Here is a 24,799-nt window from a genome sequence, read left to right on the forward strand (position 1 = left end):
GGTGGTGTTTCAAAAAGTATGCTGAAAAAAAGCAGGTTGGATTTTGATAAAATAGAGAAATGCGAATAACTCTAGAAATCAAGTGTCCAGCCTGCCTAAGTGACAGTATAAAGAAAAATGGCACAAAAGTAGATGGTAAGCAAAATTACCAATGTAAAATATGCAGACGTCAATTTATTGGTGATCATGCTCTCAGTTATCAAGGCTGTCACTCAGGTATCAAAACCAAAATATTACACCTCATGGTGCGAGGCAGTGGTGTCAGGGATATAGCAGAAATTGAAAGAGTAAGTATCGGTAAAGTTCTACGGACACTTAGCCAATCAAAATATCAACTTCGAGCACAGCAAAGTCATTATGAAACCCTTGAAGTAGATGAGTTTTGGACTTTTGTTGGTCATAAGCAAAATAAACAATGGCTAATTTATGCCTATCATCGAGAAACAGGTGAAATTGTTGCTTATGTATGGGGTAACCGAGATTTAGCCACTGCAAAACGACTTAAATTAAAATTGAAGCAGTTAGGTGTAAGCTATACATGTATATCAAGTGACCATTGGGATAGCTTTGTTACGACCTTTAAAGAATGCAAACAGTTGATTGGTAAATTTTTCACTGTGGGTATAGAAGGCAATAATTGTCGATTACGGCATCGAATCAGGCGAGGCTTTAGGAGAAGCTGCAACTTCTCCAAAAAGCTTGAAAATCATTTCAAAGCCTTTGATTTAGTGTTCTTTTATATCAATAATGGATTCGTTTAATGCCAGCATACTTTTTGAAACACCACCGTATTGTGCAGTAAGTAGTTTTGTTAAATTTACAATAAAAAAATTGACAAAATGCTTTACGTTTCAATATAATTAATTGTAATATAAGAATATATTTGTTTTTAGTATATATATCCATTTTAAGACTTCGAACTAAATCTAAAAAGCCTCTTTTCAAATCTTGGAAAGAGGCTTTTTTATGTGCATCACATTTTTATCCTAAAATAAAATAAGACTTAAGTTATGGATTAATAATGATTGGCTTTCAATAAAAAGAACCAATCTATAGGTCATAAAATATGTAATAATTTTTGATTTCATTGATATTTAGTTGATTGATTTTAAATGTAAAAATAAAAAATTATTATTTCTTTGAAAAATATAAAGCTAGCCAGTGTTGCACATAATTTTTACAATTGGCTCTCTCCTTTATTATAAAAATGGCTCTCGTTTCTTCAGGGCCAAAACGACAAATTAAAGCCATAGGAAGTATGCATACGGAAGCGTTGTTTGGATCACTCTAGTTTTTCTGTAAGAACAAGAGCAATTCAGCGACACAATTTTTAGGGGGATATATTGAGCAATGAGGCAAGAAGCCTCGGATTGCTGGTATCCCTCATAGGTTAAGGAAAATGATATGGCAGCACATCAAGATGGTTCTGAAGCCAATCCCTCCCAAAATTTAAAACATGGTCTGCAATCACGACATTTGACGATGATCTCTATCGCTGGAGTGATTGGTGGCTCTTTATTTGTCGGTTCAGGCAGTATTATTTACAACACAGGCCCCGTGGTCTTTCTTACCTACGCTTTGGGTGGTTTGTTGGTCTGGTTCATTATGCGTATGCTCGGGGAAATGGCCGTTTTAAACCCTGACAGCGGTTCATTTTCAACTTATGCGGACCGAGCGATTGGTCGTTGGGCCGGTTTCTCAATTGGTTGGTTATATTGGTGTACTTTAGCCATGCTGATGGGGTGGGAAGCTTATGTTGCAGGTAAAATTTTAAATAATTGGTTCCCGTTTATCCCGATTTGGGCTTATATGGTTTTAGTGATTGGTGGGTTGGTCGCGGTCAATTTACAGAACGTGAAGAACTATGGTGAGTTCGAATTTTGGTTTGCATTGATCAAAGTCATCGCAATTGTGATATTCCTTGTGATTGGTAGTCTTGCGATCATGCACCTATGGCCGTGGGGTGATGTTTCAGCCGCAGGTGTGACCAATTTAACTGCCCAAGGATTTATGCCAAATGGTGCATCATCTGTTATCACTGCTTTACTTGGGGTCATGTTTGCCTACATTGGTGCTGAAATTGTGACTGTAGCAGCGGCAGAGTCAGAAAATCCGTCTAAAGAAATCCGTAAGGCATCTAATTCAGTTGTGTGGCGAATTGTTCTGTTCTATGTCGGATCGATGTTTGTCGCGGTATGTTTGATTCCTCACAATAATGAACTTTTAAAAGATTCAACTTGGGGAACCTATAGTGTCACGCTCAATGCCCTTGGAGTTCCTGAAGCACGTCATATCGTCAACTTTGTGGTACTGACATCGGTTTGTAGTTGTTTTAACTCCGCGTTATATACTTGTTCCCGTATGCTCTTTTCACTTGCGAAGCGTGGTGATGCGCCGAAAAGTTTTGCTTCTGTGAATCGTAAAAGTAGCCCATGGGTGGGTGTATTGGTATCGTGTTTCTTCTCGGTTATTGCTGTGATTTTAACAGCGACCAAGAGTATGGATGTCTATGATTTCTTCATGTTAACCACTGGTGCAGCGACCTTGTATGTGTATTTGACCATTGCTTATTCACAGTTGTGTATGCGCAAAAAGCTTGAGGCTGAAGGTGTTAATATTGAATTTAAAATGTGGATGTTCCCTTATTTAACTTATGTGGTGATCTTTGCAATTATTGCTGCCATCCTGACCATGTTGATTGAAGGGACCTATTTTAAAGAGGTGATCTATACCACAGCATTGTTTGGCATTATCGTGGTTTCAGGCTTATTGTCGCAAAAATTAGGTTGGGGGAAGGAGCGCAGAAAAACGCATTTAGCTCAAATCCATGAAGAAAAATTAGTCTAAGATTTAAAAAAGATAAGAGCCTCAATCTGGAGGCTCTTTTTTATTTATGCTTAAAAATATAAAACTCAATTGAGTGTTGGTACACCAGCTTCACGTAGGCATTGCAGCAATGTCCCAAATGCCATCACCATATCTTTCTCATTGACGCAGGCAAATCCCATCAATAAACCACGTTGAGCATGGGCATGTGAGCGCATGTAGTATTGAGACAGTGGTCGGACTTTGACTCCGCGCTCTAATGCCGTCGCGGCAACTTCGACATCATCACACGTGGCAGGTAACTTTAAAACTAGATGCAGACCCGCTGCTTCATCATATTCATGTAGAAATTCTGGTCCTAAATAGCGATGAATCAGACTGACTAAATAGTCCCGTCTTTTGCCATAAAGCAAGCGCATTCTGCGAATGTGAGCTTCATAATGACCTTCACGGATAAATTCAGCCAGTGCTTTTTGTTCTAAAAGATGCCCGCCACGATATAGCTCTGCAGCAACGATACGCAGTGGTGAAAACAGTGGCTTAGGCACAACTAAATAACCAATTCTCAAAGAGGGATAAATCGTTTTGCTAAACGTACCCATATACAGGACTGGGGCATTATTTTCCAAGCCTTGTAGCGATGGATAAGGCTGTCCAGAGAAGCGGAATTCACTATCGTAATCATCTTCTACGATCCAAGCATTGTGTTGACGTGCGATTTGAAGCAGTTGTTTACGACGGTTTAAGCTCAGATGTGAGCCTAAAGGATATTGGTGTGATGGCGTGACAAAAATCAGTTTGGGTGGTTGGCTTGGATTTTGTTCAGGAATGATTCCTTCTGCATCAACAGGCATTGGCTGAATATCTACGCCGTTAATTCTTAAATTATTACGCATTCCCCAATAGGCAGGGTCTTCAATCCAGACGCGATCGCCAATGTCACTCAGTGCGCGTGAGACTAAATCTATCGCTTGATGAATACCTTCCGTAATAATAATTTGATCAGCATCACATTGAACTGAGCGCGCTACCCGTAAGTAATCAGCTAAGGCACTGCGTAGCTCAAGACATCCCCCAGCATTGCTATAAATCAATCGGTTAATATCAGGTTCACGGCTTAAACGAGCTTGGATACGACTGAAAATATGATGAGGAAATTCGGTGACATCCGGTGCACCAGGCACAAAAGCACCCCATTGATGTGGCGATGCTGCGGCATAACCTAATAGGTTAGAACCTCGCTGTGATAAAGCATATGAACTTTGCGTAACTGGTAAATCGGGTTCTTTCTTTTTATTTTTGGTATTTAAAAATTTTTCAGGTAATTGCTCCGCTACCCATGTGCCGTGACCTGTACGTGCCTCTAAATATCCTTCAGCCTGTAATTGTTCATAAGCACTGAGGACGGTATTTCGAGAGACATGAATTTCGCTTGCTAAGTCGCGAGAAGCAGGTAGGCGAGTCATCGGTTGAACCACACCATCAATGATTGCACCACGCAGACAGCGGAACAGGCGTTGATGTAGTTTTCCCTCAGTGTCCTGTTGGAGTCTTTGTAACAAATGATCCCCAAGTAAACTGCGCAATTGGCTCTCTCCTACAGTTTAAAAATGGCTCTCGTCAGTTGTCATCAGACGAGCGAAATTACAGTTATAGGCAGTCATTGTATCGCATCCTAAAAATCGACCCCTAGGATGTACGACCAAAGCTGTAACTGATGATGAGATATGAGGGAATAAAATGGACACTCAACATTCTGCACTGAATACACGTAAACAGCAAGCAACTCCACGTGGCGTGGGTGTGATGTGTCAGTGGTATGCAGAGAAAGCTGAAAATGCAACGATCTGGGATAAAAACGGTAAGCAATATACAGACTTCGCTGGTGGTATCGCAGTGCTAAATACAGGACATCGCCATCCTAAAGTGATTGCAGCGGTAACAGAACAATTAACCAAGTTTACGCATACGGCTTATCAAGTTACCCCATATGAAAGCTATGTGTCGCTTGCTGAACGTATCAATGAGCGCGCTCCAATTGCAGGTGCTGCGAAAACAGCATTTTTTACGACAGGTGCAGAAGCAGTTGAGAATGCTGTGAAAATTGCACGTTCTCATACAGGTCGTCATGGCATTATTACCTTTGGTAATGGTTTCCACGGTCGTTCATTTATGACTATGGCAATGACAGGTAAAACTGCGCCTTATAAACGTGATTTTGGTGTGATGCCCGCAGGCGTATTTCATGCGCGTTATCCAGTGCCAGAAAAAGGGATTTCAGTTGCAGCAGCGATTGAAAGTGTTGAGGATATTTTCAGTGAAGATATTGCTCCGCATGATGTGGCTGCGATTGTGCTTGAACCTGTACAAGGTGAGGGTGGTTTTAACGTTGTTCCTGCTGAGTTTTTAAAACGTTTAAGAGCTTTGTGTGACAAACACGGGATTTTATTGGTTGCTGATGAAGTCCAGTCTGGTTTTGCACGCACGGGCAAATTATTTGCTATGAATCATTATGAAACCAAAGCAGATTTGATCACCATGGCGAAAAGCTTGGGTGGCGGTTTTCCAATCTCAGGTGTTGTTGGACGTGCCGAAGTGATGGATGCACCAAACCCAGGCGGTTTAGGTGGAACATATGCAGGTAGCCCGATTGCAGTGGCTGCTGCTCATGCTGTGATTGATGCAATCGAAGAAGAAAACTTATGCGAACGTGCCAATGAGCTTGGGGCTGAACTGGTATCGGTTTTGAAAGATATTCAGCAGACTTCAGGTGATGTTGTGACTGAGATTCGTGCTTTAGGTTCGATGGTTGCTGCCGAGTTAGAAACAGCGGAACAAGCAAAAGCTGTACAAACTTATGCAATGGACAATGGTTTATTGATTCTAACTTGTGGTAAATACGGTAACGTAATTCGTTTCCTTTACCCATTAACCATTCCTGCTGAGCAATTCCGCCAAGGTCTTGACATCTTGAAGCAAGGTTTTGCAACTTTAACAGCAGACAGTGTGAAAGCAGTGGAGCAATCTGCATGATCCAAGACAATTTGCAGTATTTATTAAAACATCCTGATATTTCATTCGATGCACCGACCTCGAATGACTATATCCAAGTCAATGATGCTGCGACAGGTGATACGTTAGCATGGGTAAAAACCTATGACCAAGCGGGTGTTGAAGCTGCGATTCAACGTTCAGCCGATGCCCAGTCTGCTTGGAAAAAGCAAACAGCTTTAGCTCGCGCAGATATTTTACTGGCATGGTACAACCTGATGCTTGAGCATAAGGAAAACTTGGCTCAGATTTTGACTGCTGAGCAAGGCAAACCTTTAGCTGAAGCGCGTGGTGAAATAGGGTATGCGACATCATTTATTCGTTGGTTTGCAGAGCAAGCGCGTCGTATTGATGGTGAGGTTTTAACTCCAACATTGCCAAATCAACGGTTACTGGTGATTAAGCAGGCGATTGGTGTCACTGCGGCGATTACACCGTGGAATTTCCCAGCGGCGATGATTACGCGTAAAGCAGCGCCAGCAATTGCTGCTGGTTGTTCAATGTTGGTGAAACCTGCGGAACAAACACCGTTAACGGCATATGCATTGGAAGTATTGGCATTACAGGCAGGCTTACCTGCCGATGTACTCCTCAATATTAGTGGTGATGCGATTGAAGTGGGTCAAACGATTTGTGCGAGTGATTTTGTTCGTAAATTGAGTTTTACGGGTTCAACTCAAGTGGGTCGTATTCTGATGCAGCAATGCGCCCCAACTATCAAGAAACTATCGCTTGAATTGGGTGGTAATGCCCCCGTTCTGGTATTCGATGATGCCAATTTAGATCAAGCCGTTCAGGGCATCATGGCAAGCAAGTATCGTAATAGTGGACAAACTTGTGTCTGTGCCAACCGTATTTATGTGCAAGATGGCATTTATGATGCATTGGCAGAACGATTGGTTGATGCCGTATCTAAATTACAGGTAGGTGATGGTCGTCATGAGGGTTCAACGCAAGGACCATTGATTGATGAAGAGGCGATTGCCAAAGTACAGTCGCATATTGCTGATGCGACTGCTCAGGGTGCGACTGTACGAATTGGCGGTCAGCGTTCAGCATTGGGTGGTACATTCTTCGAGCCAACAGTTCTCACAGGTGTAACACAGGCAATGAAAGTAGCGAAAGAGGAAACTTTTGGGCCGCTTGCACCATTATTCCGTTTCAAATCAGAAGATGAAGTGGTTGCGATGGCAAATGACACCGAGTTCGGTCTCGCTGCTTATTTATTTACTCAAAGTACTGCGCGTCAATGGCGAGTTGGTGAAGCACTTGAGTATGGTATGGTCGGAATCAATACGGGAGCCATTTCAAATGAAGTTGCACCGTTTGGTGGTGTAAAGCAGTCTGGTTTAGGTCGTGAAGGCTCTAAATTTGGTATTGAGGAATATCTGGAAATGAAATACCTCTGTGTGGATTTATCTGAATAATCTGATGATCTAGCCGCGATCATACCTCAGCTTTATTAAAACGGTCATGCCCATTCATGACCGTTTTTTTATTTTAAGTTGCGAGATAGCCTTTATGACTTTCGGGTAAGCGTCGTAAGGTCTCAACCAAGGTTTCAATCAATTTTTCCACGACTAATCGCTGTCCTTTTCTTGAACCGTAAACCAGTTGTAAGGTTCCGATATTGGATTTCCATTCAGGTAGGATATGAATGAGTCGACCTTTTCGAATGTCAGCTTCTACAGTTAAAAAAGGTAGATCGGCAATCCCTAAACCATCGGCAACCGCATAGTAAACTCCTGCCAAATCATTACTTTTCACTCGAGGCTGATAGGGAATCTCCATGGTTTCACCAGTGCGTGTATTACACAGATGCCAAAGATAGTTTTGCTTTTGATTGCCCAAACTGATACTTGGATAATTTTGTAATTCTGATGCATCCAAAATGGTGTGCCCTTGTAGCAACTCAGGTGCGGCAACTAGACAATGATCGGTTTTAATTACATCACGAACAATTAAACTGGAATCTTCATTTGGCTCGAAATTGGTACGGATTGCCAGATCAATATCATCATGCAAAATATCCACTCGACGACTGGTTAGCTCTAGTGAAATTTCGACTTTGGGGTAGGCTTTAAGAAATTGATTTAAAATTTTTCGAATTTGAAAATGCATCATCAGCGGCGGACAACTGATTTTTACGACACCTTGTGGCTCGCTCTTTTGTTTTAATAAAACATTTTCAGCGCATTCTACTTGAGCAATGACTTTGCAGCATTCTTCATAAAATTCTTGCCCTAATTCAGTCACCTTAAAATGTCGTGTTGTGCGTTGTATTAGGCTGACATTAAATTTATTTTCTAAATCAATAATTCGACGGCTGAGTTTTGATTTACTGATATTCTCAGCCTCACTTGCAGCACTAAATCCGCCATGTTTAACAACGAGATAAAAGTAATAGAAATCATCAAATGAATTAATCAAGGTCGATAAATCCTGTCATAAGTAGCCAGCTCAAAATAGCATTAACGATTTTGAGCTGATTGTGCAAGTAGTTTACTTTTGCGAGGTATTTTGATTGTAACTATTGATTAGGTTGCGATAATCAGGAATATGATTTGAGAATAATGCACCTAAACCTTCAATATCATTACGCCAATCACGATGTAGCTCACATGCCATACCAAACCATGTCATCAATTGAGCACCTGCTTTTGACATACGATCCCATGCCGCATCACGGGTGAGTTCATTGAATGTGCCTGAAGCATCTGTGATGACAAATACTTCAAATTCTTCTGCAAGCGCTGATAAGGCTGGGAAAGCAACACATACTTCGGTCACAACACCTGCGATGATGAGTTGCTTTTTGCCAGTCGCTTTAACGGCTTGAACGAAGTCTTGATTATCCCAAGCATTGATTTGACCAGGACGAGCAATATACGGTGAATCAGGAAACATCTCTTTAAGTTCTGGGACAAGAGGGCCATTGGGGCCATTCTCAAAGCTCGTGGTTAAAATGGTCGGTAGATTAAAATATTTAGCTGCATCAGCCAGTGCCAACACATTGTTTTTAAATTTATCAGGATCAATGTCTCGAACGAGGGACAATAGACCCGTTTGGTGATCAACCAATAACACCGCGGCATTATTTTTATCTAAACGAATATAGTCTTGGCTCATGATTTTATCCTCATATTTTTGCATTTATTTCTAAAAAAGATGAGTCAAATGAAACATCTCATAGACGCATGCTATTGAAAATTTTCATGGCTCAGAAGATCAATAAACGAGATTAACAATACTAAAAATAGGATGATCTGAATCAAATTGATAAGTGGGTGAGAGAAAATTGATTGTCCTATTTCTAGAATAATGTGTTGTGATCCTGTGGCTATAAGCTGAACCGTTGCAAGCGTAAAATGAATTTCAAGATCAAAGCTTCTACCTTATAGGAGTACATAGATGAAACAGATTGTTGGTATTTATCAAAACAAACATATGTATTGGGTTGGAGATGGTTTTCCTGTCTATAACCTATTTTCTTATGATCGTTTAGGTCAAAGCATCAGTCCATTTTTACTGTTGGATTATGCAGCGCCGTATCGCTTTGAGCCAACTCAAGCACAGCATGGCGTAGGTTCACATCCACACCGTGGTTTTGAAACGGTGACGATTGCATATCAAGGTGAAGTCACACATAAAGACTCGACAGGTGGTGGCGGAACGATCAAAGCTGGTGATGTGCAATGGATGACCGCAGGTGGTGGTATTTTGCATCAAGAGTTTCATTCGCCAGAGTTTGCACAGCAAGGTGGTTTATTTGAAATGGTGCAGTTGTGGGTGAATTTGCCAACGCATTCCAAAATGACTCCAGCAAAATATCAAGCGATTGACTCCGAACAGATACAACATATTGCTTTAGATGATCAGGGCAGTGAGTTGCGTATTATCGCTGGTCAATATCAAGATACAGTGGGCGCTGCAACCACATTCAGTCCAGTCAATGTTTGGGATGGAACATTAAGTGCTGATCAAAAGCATACATTTTATGTGACAGAATGGCATACCACTTTATTTGTACTGCTGTCTGGCCAAGTCACTTTAAATGAGCAGACGATCGAAGCGCCAAGTTTAGTGGTTTTGAGTCGTGAAGATATTGATTTTACTGTGACAGCGACGCAAAACAGTAAGTTTTTGATTTTAACTGGTCAGCCACTTAATGAGCCGATTGAAGGCTATGGTCCGTTTGTGATGAATAACAAAGCCGAGATCATTGATGCGATCAACGATTTCAATAGTGGTAAGTTCGGTGTGATGGACAGTTAGGGTTTATCATTCCCCTTTGTTGTTGATAAATATAAGAAAGCCCATAACTCCTTTAGAGTTATGGGCTTTCGCTATAAGGTCCTCTATTGATTTTTTTAATATTAGGTCACTTATTATTGTACAGTTTATTATGTGACTGCTTTCTCATTGTTGTTTAATCAGAATAGCGCTAATTTTTTGCTTTGCAAACCCTTTCAAGTCGCAAAAATGGAAAAATAAAGAATGTTCTGTATATTTTTGTGATTATTAATCTAATAAAATTAAATTTTTCATGTGTTTAAGCCTAAAAAATACAGTATTCTAAAATGTAACAATAAGTGAACAACACCATTACGACAAAAGTCTGACTTTAATGCTGAATCTGGTATTTTTTAATACGGCGTTTGAGTTAAGGATCAGTCATAATCAAGAAAAATCATCAACTGATGGGACATAAATTTTGGATATTGCAATTATTGGCAGTGGAATGGCAGGACTCGCTGCCGCCAGAATCCTACATGATGCAGGACATAAAGTTACTATATTCGAAGCACTCGCTGGTCGGGGCATGGATAGTCATAGTATTGATTTTGATGGTGGCATAATTGATGCTCCATTGCGGGTGATGAATCCGAAACTTTGGAAAAATACCTTAAGTTTGGCAAGTTATTTGGGCATTGAAACCTTTCCAGTGCGTACATTTATGGCCTGCAGTTGGTTGTTTGAAGATAAAACAGATACATGGTTAACGACTTCACGTAGCCGTATCGGTAATTTTCCAATTATCAATAACCGTAAAGGCATTCAGCAATATGGTTGGCGCTTAGTTAAAGGCATGTTGCAGTTAAAAACAGCGGTGAATCAGTTCTTTAAATCTGAAAATCAAGATATCACTCTCGCTGAATTCATGAATCAATATCATATTGAGGAAGTCTTTTGGCATGGTACGGTGATGCCTGTGCTATATACAATTTGCACATGCCACCCAAAAACTATTGGTGAATGGCCAGCCAAACCTTTGCTTGAATTCATTCGTCAGCTCACTGAAGGTGAAGCATTATTACGGATGAAGGGTGGAACGCCTGCACTTGTAAATCGTCTGATTGATGGCATTCATATTTTCAGTGGCTCACCTGTTAAAAACGTAGAAGAACAAGGTGATAAAGTTTTAGTTGAAAATGGTCAAGGTGAGAAAAAGCTATTTGACCGTGTTGTGATTACAACACCAACGCCTGTGATTGAAAATTTCTTGAAACAACCACAATTCGCTGAGGATCTGGCTTTATTGAGAAAGTTTAGATTTGAAGAGGGCGATTTGGTGATTCATACCGATCCAGTGGTGATGCCACCACGCCGTAAAGATTGGGCTGTGTTGAGCTACATGATGGATCGTAAATTTATCCGTCAACAATTCACCGTATGGATTAATGCTATCGAGCCAAGTTTGGTCGGTAAAAATGCCGTATTCCAAACATGGTGCCCAGTGATAGATATTGATCCGAAGAAAATTATTTCTAGAGTCAAACTCACACGTGCAGTTGTGGATTCTGAGACGGTAGCTTTAAATAAACAAATCCAGCAGCGCCATTTAGAACAAGACCGTAAAGTATTCTATTGTGGTTCGTGGTCATGTGATGGTTTGCCAATTTTAGAATCAGCTGTGACCTCAGCAATGCATATTTCTGAGATTTTAGGTGCGCCGTTGCCTTTTGTTGGTTTAAAACCAAAAGTGAAAGTTGCACCAGAACTCGGTTACTAAAATGGCCAGCTTCAAGCAAGCATTGATCGAAAAAGTCATTGGGCATAAATATGCAATTGATGCAAAACGACTAGGTGATGATGCCGTGCTTGCTTGGAGTAATCTCGGATATTGGCATGATCAATATCATGATTATCCTCTCGCTTGTCAGCATTTAGCGGACCAAATCGCGGGTTCAATTCAGCTCAAAAAATCAGATCGCGTTTTAGATTTAGGCTGTGGACAAGGTGCCAGCCTATTGCATTGGTTGCAACATTATCAAATCGAAAATCTTACGGCTGTCGAGCTACAATCCGACTGTGTAAAACGAATTCAAAAACACTTGCCGCAAGTCGCCATATATTGCGATTCATTTTTGAATTTAAAACAAATCAATTTTTTAAATTCATTTGATGCCGTGATTTGTATTGATGCTGCATATCACAGCAATTTGAATTCATTTCTTAGTTCCACACATTCTATTTTGAATTCAAACGGTCGTTTAGCTTTTCACTATTTAATTTGGTCTGACCTTTGGCAAAGTTGTAGTTATCCACAGAGGCAGCGTTATCAATATTTATTAAAAGCTGCCGATGTGAAATGGCAGCATATGATGAATGAGCAGCAACTTAGCCATGCGTTAGTAGAACATGGCTTTACTGAAATTGAAATTCAAGATTTTTCAAAACCTGTATTTGATGGATTCGCTCGATACATCGAAACAAGAGAAACGCAAAAAAAGGCTTTCGACTTTGCTCAATTAAAAATAGAGATGACTGCCAAGTTGTGTCGAAAACTCTATCAAGATGGTTTAGTGCGTTATATTCAAGTGAGTGCAATTAAAAAGTGAATATAAAATGCCAAATCAATATAAAGGGTCTTGCCTATGTGGGGCAGTGACTTATTCTGCGGATGTAGAACCACGTTATCAATTTAATTGTCATTGTCGAGACTGTCAGAAAGCTACAGGTGGAGGCTATGCGCCGATTGCTTTTTTTCAGCAATCTGAACTCAATATTCAAGGTGAATTACACTATTTTGAATCTTTAGGTTCATCTGGAAAACCCATACGCCGTGCTTTTTGCCCAAACTGCGGTTCACAGATGTTTGGTTTGCCAGAGCTTGTACCAGATATGATTTCTATACGTGCAGGAACACTCGATGATCCAAATATGTATCAACCGAAAGCAGAGATTTTTGTTAGTCATGCAAATGAATGGGATGTATTAAATCCGAATATTTCGCACTTTGAAGAAATGATGAAGAAAAGGTAGGAAATGGTGCCGGCACACGGATTCGAACTGTGGACCTACTGATTACAAGTCAGTTGCTCTACCAACTGAGCTATGCCGGCAACGTGGCGTGAATTTTACAGAATCTAATTAAAAATACAAGCGAAAAAATGAGCAAACAGATAAATTTAATTTAAATGTTAGATTTCCGCCAATTTAAACTATTTGTTCGTGAGTGCATATACATAAGAATCAACGATTTCACCTGTATTCAAATAGGCTTTTACTGGAACGCGTTGATCGCTTGATCCCTCAAATTCATCTAATGCTTGTGATACTAGACAGAACTGTCTGAAATTTCTTTTTATATATCATTAAGTCGATTAATATTCTGAATCCTAACTATAAATTTGAATATCAATAGGTAATATATAATGAAAGGTACAGTATTAAATTTTAATGCACAGCTTGATGAAGGTGCAATTTCAGGAGAGGATGGAAAACGCTATAGCTTCTTTGGTTCTGAATGGAAAGAGCAATTGGCACCTGCACGGGATTTACAAGTTGATTTTGTCGTGAATGAATTAGGACAGGCAACAGCGATCTACTTAGTTAGTTTTTCGCAGCAGATTACAAAAGAGAAGTTATCTTATAAAGTGCAAACTAATAGCCAACTTGATGAAGAAGAAAATTATGGTTTTTTTGATTGGGCAATGAAATGTCTACGAAATTATGTCAATTTTTCAGGTCGTGCGCGTAGAAAAGAATATTGGTACTTTTATCTGTTTCAAATATTGGTTGGTTTTATTCTAGGTGTTGTCTTTGGCATAATTGGAATAAGTGATAGCGGAATGGATGCTATCTCTGGTCTAGTCTCTTTGGCATTCTTTTTACCAGGCCTTGCAGTTGGTGTACGACGTTTACATGACGTTGACCGTTCAGGATGGTGGGTGTTAATTGCATTTACGATTATTGGTCTTATTCCACTCTTTATTTGGATGGTCAGTGAAACAAAACCAGAACGAAATCAATGGGGTCAGCCTGCTAAATAAGTACAACTCATTTTTGTTCAAATTTATTCTTTTAAGTCACTGGTAAAAAGTTTGGGGGTATAACTGAGAGTAAATTATTATACCCCCAGTTATACCCCAACTATTTCAGGATTCAATAGAGTTAATTGGAAAAGATAAGGCAATAAAAAAGCTTAAACCCTTTGGATTTAAGCTTTTAGGACTCTATGGAACATCATAGAAATTGAATTTGGCGAGAGAGGGATTCATATTTTTAGATCAAACTGTTGATATTTAATTTTTTTGTTTTAGGTTGGTTAAAAAAATCCCCCAATCGTCCCCCGCAAAATGTTTGTTGGTTTTCATGACTGGTTATGAGAAGTAAGAATTTAAAATGTGAAATGCACTTGAGGCAAGCATAAAAAAATAGGTGACGTAAATTGTCATAAATAGACAGAACTGTATGGACAGAGTAGCTTTATACTTTGTAGAATGCACTAAATTTAAGCGTAAGCCTATAACAAGATGTTGAACAATATATTTCAAGCCTTAGACAGTTTAGGGCTTACAGCACAAAAACGTGCTTTGCATATTTTATTTTCAAATCCTGATTTAAACACACTAGTGTTTTTGCAACGTATCGATGGTCTACACCAAATCAACCAAGGTGTAAGAGCCGAATTAATTTGCCTATCGACCCATGCAGCGATTCCATTAAAACAATTTATAGGCTGTCAGGTTGCCGTGGATCAGGTGACAGATACGGGAACGCTTTTTAGAACAACAGGTATTATTACCGAAGCCCAACAAGGGCAATCCGATGGAAGTCTGACCTTATACAAACTGGTCTTAAAAGACCCTACAGCACTCTGGCATAAACGAAGAAATAGCCGTGTGTTTATGAATAAAAGTGTAATAGAGGTGTTTGAAGTCATTTTTAAAGAGTGGCAACAACGTAGTCCATTATTTGCGTCTAGTCTTACACTTGATTTAAGTGGTTTAACCCAAGACTATGATGTCCGACCATTTATCATGAGTCAAAATGAAACGGACTATGACTTTATTACACGCTTACTCAGAAGCGAAGGCATTAACTGGTTGATTGATGAAGACCAACTGATTGTGCCAAATAATCAGACTCCAATCCAAGCACAAAAGCTCCGTTTGATTGATGATAACAGCCAATATCAAGCTTTAGCTCGAAGAAGTATTCGTTACCACCGTAGCAGTGCCACTGAACAATACGACAGTATGACCAGTCTGATTGGACGGAGAAGCCTACAGCCCACAGCGGTACACATCCAACGTTGGCAAGCCGATGCTTTAGAGCAAGTGGATGGAGCGGGCAGCGTCCAAAGTACGCACCAACACAGTGAAAGTTATGATAACAATAGCCTTAGCCTAGAAGACGCATGGCACTTTACCCCTGCATGGATGCAAGACCTCAATGGAGCAGATGGAGCCACTGCATCAGGTAATCCGCAAATAGAAAAACTCAATCAAAACTTAAGTCATTACCATGACAGCCAAGCCAAACAGTTTATTGCCAACACCACTGTAAGAGATAGCCAAGTCGGTTATTGGTTTAAATTGATTGAACATCCAGAAATAGATCAACATACGGGCGCAGACCAAGAGTTTCTGATTACGGCTAAAAGCTATTACAACCAGAACAACTTACCTAAAGATTTACAACAACAAGTACATACGCTGATCAGCCAGAGTCAATGGAAGCAGCCGAATCTTCAAACTGAAGAACGCCAAGCCAATCAACTGATTTTACAACGCCGCAATATCCCGATTGTTCCTGAATACAATCCTCAGCAACATCGCCCAATAACCTCACCACAACGAGCAAAAGTCGTTGGGCCAAGTGATGAGGAAATTCATGTCGATGAATGGGGCAGGATAAAAGTTAGATTCCTATTCACAAGAAATGAAGACCATGAGCATGATGGTGGTGCGGGTAGCAATGACAACGATACCGATTCAGCATGGATTGATGTGCTCACTCCATGGGCGGGCGAAGGCTATGGCGCACGCTTCTTGCCAAGAATTGGTGAAATCGTGGTCATTAACTTCTTTGATGGCAACATAGACCGTCCATTTGTCACAGGGCGAATTCATGAGGCGCATCGTAGTCCAACCAAATTTGATAATGCGGGCAAATTACCTGATACCAAAAAGTTGGCAGGGATTAAATCCAAAGAAGTTCAAGGGGAAGGTTTTAACCAGCTGCGCTTTGATGACACCACTGGACAGATCAGCGCACAATTGCAAAGTAGCCATGCTGCAAGTCAACTCAATCTCGGCAAACTCAGCCATCCAAAAGACCAAGCTGAAAGTAAAGATCGAGGCGAAGGTTTTGAACTGCGTACTGATCAATGGGGCGCTGTACGTGCTGGACAAGGTTTATTGCTCAGCACTCATTCCCAAGAACAAGCACAGGGTGATCACCTTGATGCCCAACCTGCCAAGCAACAGCTTGAAAGCAATCAAGCTAATGCTAAAGCTTTAAGTGAAGTTGCCAAGAATCAGCAAGCTGATGAAATTGAATCTTTAGATCAATTGAAAGAATTTGCAGATCAGATACAAGAGAAGATCGCAAAATTTGAAAAAGCCTTATTGCTATTGAATTCACCTGCGGGGATTGGTCTAAGCACCAGCGAAGATATTCATCTTTCTGCGGATGGGCAGATTAATCAGATTGCGGGCGATAGCATTAACCTAAGCACACAAAAAAATCTGGTTGCCCATGTCAAGAACAGGGTTAGCCTGTTTGCAGCACAGAATGGTATCAAACAGGTGGCTGCCAAAGGTAAGTTTGAGGTTCAAGCACAGTCCGATGGAATGGACTTACTTGCCAAGCAAGGGATTCAAATCATTTCGACAGAAGATCGGATTGAGATTAGTAGTCCTAAAGAAATTGTGATTACCGCAGACGGTTCACAAATCAAGCTGAATGGTTCAGGTATTTTCCCGACCACGGGTGGTAAGTTTGAGGTGAAGGCGGGGCAGCATTTGTTTATGGGCGGGGCAAATGTGAATTTGAGTGTTCCTGCATTGCCACGATTTGAGAAAAAGAATTGGATTGCTTTAGAGCATGTAGATGTCGATCAAATGCCATTTGCGAATTTAGGTTATAAAATATTTTTTGAAAATAACCAAGTAATTGAAGGGCGATTAGATGAACTGGGCAAGGCCCACCATGAGAATGTTCCAGATAAAGCACTAAGAGTTGAGTATGAGGAAAAAAAGTCAGAGCCTGATAAGCCATGGGAACCATTTAGTCAGCTGATTGAAAAATTGTCTACTACAGAGTCTCAAGAGAGCACTACTCATTTAACTACGAACTCTAAAAGTGATGTCTGATCATGGATAAGGAATTACAAAATGCTTTAGCATGGTATGCCGCTGCACCAAAACGTTTGGTTAATAGCGGGATGCAAAGTTTAGAGGCTACAGCTGAATGGATTTGGGTTGTTTTACAAGGGGACTTTGCTGAAGATCAAAGTACTGCACAAATTGCAGTTGGTACAGTTATTTCAATGATTCCAGTAGTGGATCAAATCTGCGACGTACGTGATATTTGTGCGAATTGTAAAAAAATCAAAGAAGATGATAGTAATGTATGGGCTTGGGTTGGCCTTATTATTACTTTAATTGGTTTATTTCCAGTACTTGGGTCATTGTTTAAAGGGATATTTAAAATCCTGTTTAAAATGGTACAAAAAAGAATATATAAACTCGCTGCAAAAGCTGGAGAAAAGATCGATTTTTATCAAATCATCAGCCCACAAATCGAGATCGGTATTGCTGAAGTCAAGAAACATATCGCTAATCCAAAAGTACAGAAAGTTCTAAAAAGTATGAACATTACAAATGTTTATAAAGAAATTGCTTTAAATCTGCGTACTGTGAAAGGACAGCTCAATACAAAGAATTTGTTAAAACCTTTTGATGACCGTATCAAGGATTTACAGCAGTTACTTGAATATGTAAATCGTTGGGGTGGCGCTGAGATGGTCGCTAAAACCAATGCATTGATGAGGGATGTAAAAGAAGTACGTAGTAAAGCTGCGAAGATGGGTGATTTTATTACCCCTGTGCAGAATATGTTGGAGCGAACAGCAAGACGTTTTGATATCGAAGCAGACAATGCTTTTAGGGCGACAGTAGATCGAAATAATTTTACTCGAATGAATAAACCTGGTGAGCCTGCGGAAATAGCATCAATTAAGAGTAATAAGCCAGATTGGGTAGATAGAACAAGAAGAATCCCTTATGAAGCAGAAGAAGCTGTCAATGTGGTGAGTAAAAAAGGTTTTCCAGACCTCAATCCAACAGTTAAAGAGGGTGAATATCATCCACTTAAGAAAGCGTATGCTACCTTTGCCAAAGATGGGATAAAATCTGCGACCATTAAGGAGGGTGAAGTACTGTATAGAGTAGTTGACCCAACCTCGGCAGATAATAGTATTTGCTGGATGCGTAAGGCAGAGTTTGACAAACTCAAGAGTAAATCTGATTGGCGACGTAAATTTGCAGTATGGGCAAACTGGAATAGTAATGGAGAATATGTGACCTATACTGTACCCAAAGGTGGTTTGAATGTCTGGGAAGGACCAGCAGCTTCTCAGGAGCTTAAAAACTTAAATGGCTATGTTCTGGAGGGTGGGGGTAAACAGATTGTGCTTGATCCTAAAGATTTAAATGCAGCTTATGTTAGCCAGCGGATGCCAACCAATTGGGGCTACGATAGTGGTCTGAATACTGGGCAAGGTGCTAATCTGGTCGGTATTCCAACACTTACAAATAATTGGAGATAACAATGAGCTATCCTACTCCTCTGATTGCACATGATATCTATGTAATGGAACAGTTTCTGAAACCTGAACGAATAAAAATGATTCGGGACATTTGGAAAGAGATGTTGGACTATCTGGAAAGCTTATTGGATCGTTTTATGAATGATCTCCCCCCAGACTATCGTAATCGTAGTTTACCAGAACAGCCTGATATTGTTTGGGGGGAGCGTGTGATTCCCAACTTTAGGAGTACGATGGAATGGTTGAATGAAAGCTATATTCAACGACTAAATAATGATTTTGACTGTTATATTGGTTTTAATTTACGTTCTGATATTAACGGACAACGGGAATTTAGTGTCAACTGGATGGATGAGGTTGAACCCAAAGCGGCTGCAAAGTATCAATACCTATTATTTAAAGCTTATGGGCTGTCTGAAGCGATTGAACATACGGTTCAACAATGGTCACCTGGCAGTCTAACCCATTATTTTGCCCAAATTGGTTCACATGATAGTTCTTTTGAGTATGATCCAGTCATACCTCCGCCATTGAGTTATCCCATTTATCGCCTAAATGAAAATATAAAAGTAAAAACGGATGAAAAAATTCCCCAAACAGGATTTTATTTACCTGACTTACCAGATAGTTTTCCTCTTTTTATGTGGGTTTCTAATAATGACGTATGGGAGTTGGCTGGTGAAACTCGTATACCCAAAAATGACCCTGAATACCCCAAAATGCGAAAACTAGCTCCCTGTACATGGACGCTGATAGAGAAAGTTGTCGATAGTGGGCGAGAATTGGGAGAAGCAATGAATCCGTTTGTACGACCTGCGAATGTTCGGGCGGGTCAGCCAGCGACGCATTCGGGCTATTGGTTTACGGTTGCGCAGGAAAATTCACGTCAATACTTTGAACAAGGTGAAATCTTACCTGAGATTAAAGATCAAGATTGGGGTGAAGTGTATTGGCAGTTTGATGGTGAACACTAAATTTAAGTCATATCGTAAAAAACAATGTGTTATGTCTTAATTTTGGAGGACACCACCTCCGATACCTATCTAAATAAGCCCTTTTTACAAGGGCTTATTCACTGTCCAATATTGTGCCTTCATAAAAATCATAGAATTTTGGCTGAAGTAGAGTGATTTAGATAAATAAAAATAGCGATGCAAAGTTAATTAACCAGTTTAAGTCTCCAATCAAAGACATTGATGGAGAAATTTGGGTGTATTGGCTGTGATCACATCATTCGATTGGGGAATGCTATTCCTTAAACGTTTCATTCAAAGCTTGTTGAACAGCATCGACTCGTGTTTTACAAGCTTTATAGGCAGACATTGATTCCTCAACAATCTTCATAAGGTTATCAATATCTGGCTCATCTTGATCTTCTAACAACGCTGCATTTTTCTTTAGTAATTCATAACCTTCTTTAAAACTTAACTCTTTCTTAGTCATTGTTAGTCACCTTATTTACATCGGCATGAATAAAGCCATCTTGCATTTCAATTGAAACGCTTGCTCCGACTTGTTGAATAGAACGAATTGCTTTGTTATCGCTTCTAATAATCCCATAACCTTTAGCAAGAACATTTCTAGGGTTTTGTAGCAGGGTTTCTCTCATCAATGTGTCGATTTGAGTCGAAGCAAGTTTAAGTTGGTGCTGCGCAAAATATTGTGTTGTTGACTTCATCAATTCAAGATTTTTTTGCGCTGTATTTATTTGATTCTGGGCATGGGTTTTGATGATATTCATCAACTGATCATTTTGACTTTGATAAGCTGAAATTTGATGTTGAGAGAGTAGTTTGATGGACTGAAAAAAATCGATTGCCTCCTGAGATCGTTCAGAAATCAGATTGCGTATTCCTGCAATCACTTTACTTGGGGTATCAAAAGATCGGTGTGCAATTTCATCTAAAATGGTTCGATCTTTCTCATGACCGATACCGACCCAAATGGGTACTTTTCGTTTGCAGAGTAAGGTAGCTAGATCATAGTCATTTAAATAAGCTAAATCATTGACGGCTCCACCACCTCGTATGATGACGATGAGGTCGGGTGGGGTTGTATAATTTTTTACCCATTGGCGCAGACCTGAGCTTAAAGACTCCATAATGCTATTTGCGGCCGTATTACCTTGGAAAGTTGCAGTGTGATAGACAAAGTGACAAACATTAGCTCTATTTAAGGCATCTGCATCTTTTTTGAAATCACCTAAACCCGCCGCATTTTCTGGTGCAATGACTAATACATTTTCAATGTCAAAAGGTGTGGGGAGTGATTTATTTAGATTGACCAAGCTTTCAGTCGTTAAACGGGCCAGTATCTGCTGATAGCGTTTCGCAATATCACCCAGCGTAAAGCTTGAGTCAATGTCTTCTATATTGACTGAAAAACCATATTGGGGATCAAAACGAGCTTTGATTTTAATCAGTACATTTAAGTCCTTTGATAGCTCTATTCCGCTTTCTCGCTCAAACTTCGTCACTATTTTTACGGCGGTGAATTTCCAGATTGTTGCTTTGCAGTTTGCAATAACCTTGTCTGTATTTTCTTCTTTTTCTGCTAACTCAAGATAGTAATGTCCACCTTTGATGTTTAAGTTCCGAATCTCAGCTTTTACCCATACAGGTTCATCGAAGGCTATTCGGATGACTTCTTGTACTGCTGTTAGATACTCATTTAGAGAGAGTTGGGTGGTGGACATACTGCAAAATATTGGATGGAATATTCCTATAGTAGCAAAGAAGGTGACTCAATACGATGTAGGTTTTCAGTCCCCAAGGCGGCGCATCTATTAGACAATAAGTAGCCTTTTATACAGGATTAGTAGTAATCAGAGATCCATTAGGTTTTTCTATAAAACTACGCTTCTACTCAAAAATCTCTTTTCCATTGCTCATGGCTTCGTTATGAAAAGCTTCATCAACAAGGAGTTCAATAATTTGATGTTCTTTCATATTCTTTATTCTGGCTAACTTCTGTAGCTGTGTTACTGTGGTCTTGGTCAAAGGTAAATGGTGTGGTTTTTTTGTCTTTCCATCATCTCTGAATTTTTTCTGAAACCAGCTTTTTTTCATTTTTTCTATATAAAGTTCTCTTGCATCCATTGAGTTAAATGATGGTTCACCTAATTTAATTAAAACGGACTCATATAAATCAACATTGTTTGCTGAAATAACTATTTCATCTCTAAACATATTTATTGGTGGTTTTTTGTTGATATATTCATTAATCCACTCTAATTTTTTTTGATCATTTTTATCTAACCATTTTTTTAACTTATACTTCTCTTCATTTTTAAACCATTCCTTTTTTAAAGTTAAAAGAAATATAATTTTTTCATCTAAGCTTATGTTTAACTTATCAAGGTCATAAATAAAATTCTCATAATTTGAATTTGATTGCTTTGTAAGACTTTCAGATATATTGAATGCAATATAATCATTTTTTGGAAATGTAATAAAGGGAGACGGGTTTTTGTCTGGATGTATTTTATTGTAAATTTCTTTATTTTCTATTTTTATTAGAGATGGAGTAATTCTTGGGTAATCCTTAATTTTTCTTATTAACCACGATAATAATAAGTTGTCATTAGCATGGATCCATTCTAGCTCTTTTTTAGGAACTAATCTGTTTTTAACTAATAAGTGAGAGGTTTGAATATAAGTATCATGATCTGAGTTTTTAAAAGCTTCAAAATATTCTGTCTTAATTTTATCAATGCTAGGTATTAATGTAGATGAATAATTAATAAAAGATGGGTGGGCTGAATTATACATATTTTGGGGGGTGTACAAAAAATATGTCCATAATAATTCGTAACCTCTATCATCGATATCTTTAAAATATTCTTTATATTTCCGTTGTATCTCCTCAATATACATAAATTATTCCTTAGATATTTTTGTGTAATTTTTATAAAAATTACACTATTTTTTGATTATTTTCAATAAGTATTTTAAAAATTTACATGTAGATTTTTTGTAGTATTTTCATAGTTTAATTATGATTAAGATGTTGATATTATTTAATATTGCTATTTTTGTGAATTTTAAAATTGTGTTCTGTAGATGGCTTTTACTTTTCATCTTAACTTTAGCTTCAACATAAGTCACCCTGATCCAGAACAGCCTTGTCCAAATTATTTCGTCTGAAGGCTTAGCCTTGCATAAATGGAGTCGGTCTAAGTGGGTATTAAATATTATCTAATCTATTAGAATTAACTAAATTAAATAGAAAGAATATAACCAATTCTCAAATGAAAGATGAGTAGTTATGTGGCAGATGTCAATTACATGCACCTGCTCAATATAAAAAAATACATCAGTAGCCATCACTATGAATCTATTCTAGTGAGTCAACTCCATGTTTATCTCAGTTAATGAACCTGCAACCTTAATACGTATTGAGAAGTTTATTCATACCCTTGTTCATCGTGGGTATAGGGATGAAACGTTAGTCATTGAACTGGTAGAGATTATTGAATCATTCAGATTGTGTTACCGAGAAGGGTATTATTACAGTCCACTGATACGGGATTTTATAAAGGTTTGGAATCTAATTGGTATTCTATGCACAGAGATGCAGAGTCGTAATTTGTATTATGTAATTTCAAAAAACCTCAGAGATATACGTGCTGCACTCATCTATAACTATCATTTATCGGTACAAGAAATTCAGAACTATAGGTATCAAGAAGTAAAGAATACAGAGTCATTACGAGAATACCTTGGCGATCTGTTTAATCACTACGCGCGTCTTTTAGTGGTAAGGGTTGATCTAAAATATAATAAGAGTGTGCGAGATCAGATTTCATTTGAGTTATTTTCTCAGCACATGGAAATATTACGTAATCGTATTTCAAATAAGGATGGCTGTTTTAAGGGTATAGAGGGGTTTGCTTGGGCATTGGAACAGGGTGCTGATTTGGGCGGTTATCATTGTCATCTACTATTACTGTATCAAGGGGCGGAACATCAAAATGGATTTCGACTTGGTAAAATGGTTGAGGCAAAATGGCAAGAGATCACTCAAGGGGAGATTAAATCGCGAGAGAACACTAAAAAAATTGGTAAAGCGTTTGTTGTAAATGATGCTAGATATCTACAAAAGTTTGAAGCGAATAACACTATAGGAGTTGGTATGGTGTACAGAGATAAACCTGAATCAGTTCATCGTGCGATTTCAACAGCTCTGTATTTAACCAGACCTGAAAAGTTAGATCAGTATCTCAGAGTTAAGCTAAGTGAAAGCCAAAAAACATTCGGAACAGGGCAGTATAGAACCCGTTATCGTAGAGGTTTGAAGTAGGATGGCAAGTCTGAGAAATTAAAAAATACGCCAAACACCTTCCTATGCAATTCAATCGTATAGGAGTTTTTGCAATGAGTTTTTACCAAGTCGAACATCAACATGCCACTCGCCTAGAACAAAATCTACAGAAGTTCTATCAACAAGCGCGTTTTGAGAAGTCGGCGTTAGATATGCAATATTGGCATGAGGTATTTTTAGATACGTTGCCTGATTGGAAACCATTGATGCACTATAAAGAATTGGAATTCGATCTGTGGATTTCAATTCTAGCCTATTGTTATCACGCAACGTTGTGTGATCTCAAACTTGTGTACTTACCTAGTGAAGATGTGGAGCAGATCAAAGTTTTTATTGCACTCTTGCTGGAAAAGTTACGGGTGGTATATACCAGTGTTCAATTCTTGGAAACGATCAAGGCAGACAACGAGGCGCATGCAAAACGTATTCGTAAATGTGTTGAACAATATGATGCAATTACCATACATCAACACCATCTCAATACGCTGAAATGCTATTTCACCTATCAGGCGGATCAAATCCCTTTAGTCTCGATTT

19 protein-coding genes, 1 tRNA gene and 2 pseudogenes are annotated in these 24,799 nt (G+C 39.1%); 14 read left to right on the plus strand and 8 right to left on the minus strand.

All coding sequences use genetic code 11. The annotated features are described in order from the left end of the window. Nucleotides 1–59: 59 nt before the first annotated feature. On the plus strand, nucleotides 60–761 hold the full coding sequence (locus B4237_RS14405; RefSeq protein ID WP_004282341.1) for an IS1 family transposase: 702 nt from the start codon (nucleotides 60–62) through the stop codon (nucleotides 759–761). 643 nt (nucleotides 762–1,404) lie between these two features. Next, nucleotides 1,405–2,847, plus strand: a complete 1,443-nt coding sequence (locus tag B4237_RS14410) for an amino acid permease (RefSeq protein ID WP_278595357.1) — start codon at nucleotides 1,405–1,407, stop codon at nucleotides 2,845–2,847. A 65-nt stretch (nucleotides 2,848–2,912) separates the two neighbouring features. Here B4237_RS14410 and B4237_RS14415 read toward each other — a convergent pair whose 3' ends face one another. Further along, nucleotides 2,913–4,412 carry a PLP-dependent aminotransferase family protein gene (locus B4237_RS14415; RefSeq protein ID WP_278595358.1) on the minus strand — a complete coding sequence of 500 codons (1,500 nt, stop codon included), beginning with the start codon at nucleotides 4,410–4,412 and terminating at the stop codon, nucleotides 2,913–2,915. Between the two features lie 154 nt (nucleotides 4,413–4,566). Between B4237_RS14415 and gabT the strand changes: the two genes are divergently transcribed. Together gabT and B4237_RS14425 are read left to right on the plus strand one after the other, a co-directional pair. Beyond that, nucleotides 4,567–5,859 carry a 4-aminobutyrate--2-oxoglutarate transaminase gene (gene gabT, locus B4237_RS14420; RefSeq protein ID WP_278397461.1) on the plus strand — a complete coding sequence of 431 codons (1,293 nt, stop codon included), beginning with the start codon at nucleotides 4,567–4,569 and terminating at the stop codon, nucleotides 5,857–5,859. After that, nucleotides 5,856–7,304, plus strand: a complete 1,449-nt coding sequence (locus tag B4237_RS14425; protein WP_278595359.1) for an NAD-dependent succinate-semialdehyde dehydrogenase — start codon at nucleotides 5,856–5,858, stop codon at nucleotides 7,302–7,304. The genes gabT and B4237_RS14425 overlap by 4 nt, the downstream gene beginning before the upstream one ends. A gap of 73 nt (nucleotides 7,305–7,377) precedes the next feature. Here the strand turns inward: B4237_RS14425 and B4237_RS14430 are convergent, their stop codons facing one another. Then, complete coding sequence (locus tag B4237_RS14430; RefSeq protein ID WP_023012652.1) at nucleotides 7,378–8,307, minus strand: LysR substrate-binding domain-containing protein; 930 nt, start codon at nucleotides 8,305–8,307, stop codon at nucleotides 7,378–7,380. A 72-nt stretch (nucleotides 8,308–8,379) separates the two neighbouring features. Next, entirely contained in the window at nucleotides 8,380–9,006 is a 627-nt protein-coding gene (gene ycaC, locus B4237_RS14435; RefSeq protein ID WP_130132863.1) for an isochorismate family cysteine hydrolase YcaC, read from the minus strand. A 282-nt stretch (nucleotides 9,007–9,288) separates the two neighbouring features. On the opposite strand from ycaC, the gene B4237_RS14440 reads away from it, so the two are divergent. The 4 genes from B4237_RS14440 to B4237_RS14455 all read left to right on the plus strand — a co-directional run bounded on the left by B4237_RS14440 (nucleotide 9,289) and on the right by B4237_RS14455 (nucleotide 13,143). Beyond that, nucleotides 9,289–10,152, plus strand: a complete 864-nt coding sequence (locus B4237_RS14440) for a pirin family protein (protein WP_278595360.1) — start codon at nucleotides 9,289–9,291, stop codon at nucleotides 10,150–10,152. Between the two features lie 439 nt (nucleotides 10,153–10,591). Further along, nucleotides 10,592–11,890 (plus strand): FAD-dependent oxidoreductase, encoded by a 1,299-nt coding sequence (locus B4237_RS14445; protein WP_286943689.1) that lies wholly within the window; start codon nucleotides 10,592–10,594, stop codon nucleotides 11,888–11,890. A gap of 1 nt (nucleotide 11,891) precedes the next feature. After that, nucleotides 11,892–12,719, plus strand: coding sequence for an SAM-dependent methyltransferase (locus B4237_RS14450; RefSeq protein WP_278595362.1), 828 nt, complete (start codon nucleotides 11,892–11,894; stop codon nucleotides 12,717–12,719). Nucleotides 12,720–12,726: 7 nt separating this feature from the next. Next, on the plus strand, nucleotides 12,727–13,143 hold the full coding sequence (locus B4237_RS14455; RefSeq protein WP_061393056.1) for a GFA family protein: 417 nt from the start codon (nucleotides 12,727–12,729) through the stop codon (nucleotides 13,141–13,143). A 4-nt stretch (nucleotides 13,144–13,147) separates the two neighbouring features. On the opposite strand, the gene B4237_RS14460 is transcribed toward B4237_RS14455, so the two are convergent. Together B4237_RS14460 and B4237_RS14465 are read right to left on the minus strand one after the other, a co-directional pair. Then, a tRNA-Thr gene (locus tag B4237_RS14460) sits at nucleotides 13,148–13,223 on the minus strand. Between the two features lie 99 nt (nucleotides 13,224–13,322). Next, nucleotides 13,323–13,433, minus strand: a pseudogene (locus B4237_RS14465) (gamma-glutamylcyclotransferase); the annotation flags it as partial. Between the two features lie 102 nt (nucleotides 13,434–13,535). Here B4237_RS14465 and B4237_RS14470 point away from each other — a divergent pair. The 4 genes from B4237_RS14470 to B4237_RS14485 all read left to right on the plus strand — a co-directional run bounded on the left by B4237_RS14470 (nucleotide 13,536) and on the right by B4237_RS14485 (nucleotide 19,914). Next, a complete protein-coding gene (locus B4237_RS14470) occupies nucleotides 13,536–14,153 on the plus strand; it encodes a DUF805 domain-containing protein (protein WP_278595363.1) in 618 nt (205 codons plus the stop codon). A gap of 483 nt (nucleotides 14,154–14,636) precedes the next feature. Beyond that, complete coding sequence (locus tag B4237_RS14475; protein WP_286943693.1) at nucleotides 14,637–17,483, plus strand: type VI secretion system Vgr family protein; 2,847 nt, start codon at nucleotides 14,637–14,639, stop codon at nucleotides 17,481–17,483. Nucleotides 17,484–17,485: 2 nt separating this feature from the next. Further along, nucleotides 17,486–18,940 carry a hypothetical protein gene (locus B4237_RS14480; protein ID WP_286943696.1) on the plus strand — a complete coding sequence of 485 codons (1,455 nt, stop codon included), beginning with the start codon at nucleotides 17,486–17,488 and terminating at the stop codon, nucleotides 18,938–18,940. A 2-nt stretch (nucleotides 18,941–18,942) separates the two neighbouring features. Beyond that, nucleotides 18,943–19,914, plus strand: coding sequence for a hypothetical protein (locus B4237_RS14485; RefSeq protein ID WP_286943698.1), 972 nt, complete (start codon nucleotides 18,943–18,945; stop codon nucleotides 19,912–19,914). A gap of 274 nt (nucleotides 19,915–20,188) precedes the next feature. On the opposite strand, the gene xseB is transcribed toward B4237_RS14485, so the two are convergent. The 3 genes from xseB to B4237_RS14500 all read right to left on the minus strand — a co-directional run bounded on the left by xseB (nucleotide 20,189) and on the right by B4237_RS14500 (nucleotide 22,815). Next, a complete protein-coding gene (xseB, locus tag B4237_RS14490; protein WP_284084979.1) occupies nucleotides 20,189–20,383 on the minus strand; it encodes an exodeoxyribonuclease VII small subunit in 195 nt (64 codons plus the stop codon). Further along, on the minus strand, nucleotides 20,376–21,635 hold the full coding sequence (xseA, locus tag B4237_RS14495; protein ID WP_286943704.1) for an exodeoxyribonuclease VII large subunit: 1,260 nt from the start codon (nucleotides 21,633–21,635) through the stop codon (nucleotides 20,376–20,378). Before xseA ends, xseB begins: the two co-directional genes overlap by 8 nt. A 166-nt stretch (nucleotides 21,636–21,801) precedes the next feature. After that, entirely contained in the window at nucleotides 21,802–22,815 is a 1,014-nt protein-coding gene (locus B4237_RS14500) for a hypothetical protein (protein WP_286943707.1), read from the minus strand. 481 nt (nucleotides 22,816–23,296) lie between these two features. On the opposite strand from B4237_RS14500, the gene B4237_RS14505 reads away from it, so the two are divergent. Both B4237_RS14505 and B4237_RS14510 read left to right on the plus strand, forming a co-directional pair. Beyond that, entirely contained in the window at nucleotides 23,297–24,241 is a 945-nt protein-coding gene (locus B4237_RS14505; RefSeq protein WP_286943709.1) for a YagK/YfjJ domain-containing protein, read from the plus strand. A 74-nt stretch (nucleotides 24,242–24,315) separates the two neighbouring features. Then, nucleotides 24,316–24,799, plus strand: a pseudogene (locus tag B4237_RS14510) (hypothetical protein); the annotation flags it as partial.

This window comes from Acinetobacter sp. UBA6526, assembly GCF_002434875.1.
Lineage (GTDB): Bacteria > Pseudomonadota > Gammaproteobacteria > Pseudomonadales > Moraxellaceae > Acinetobacter > Acinetobacter venetianus.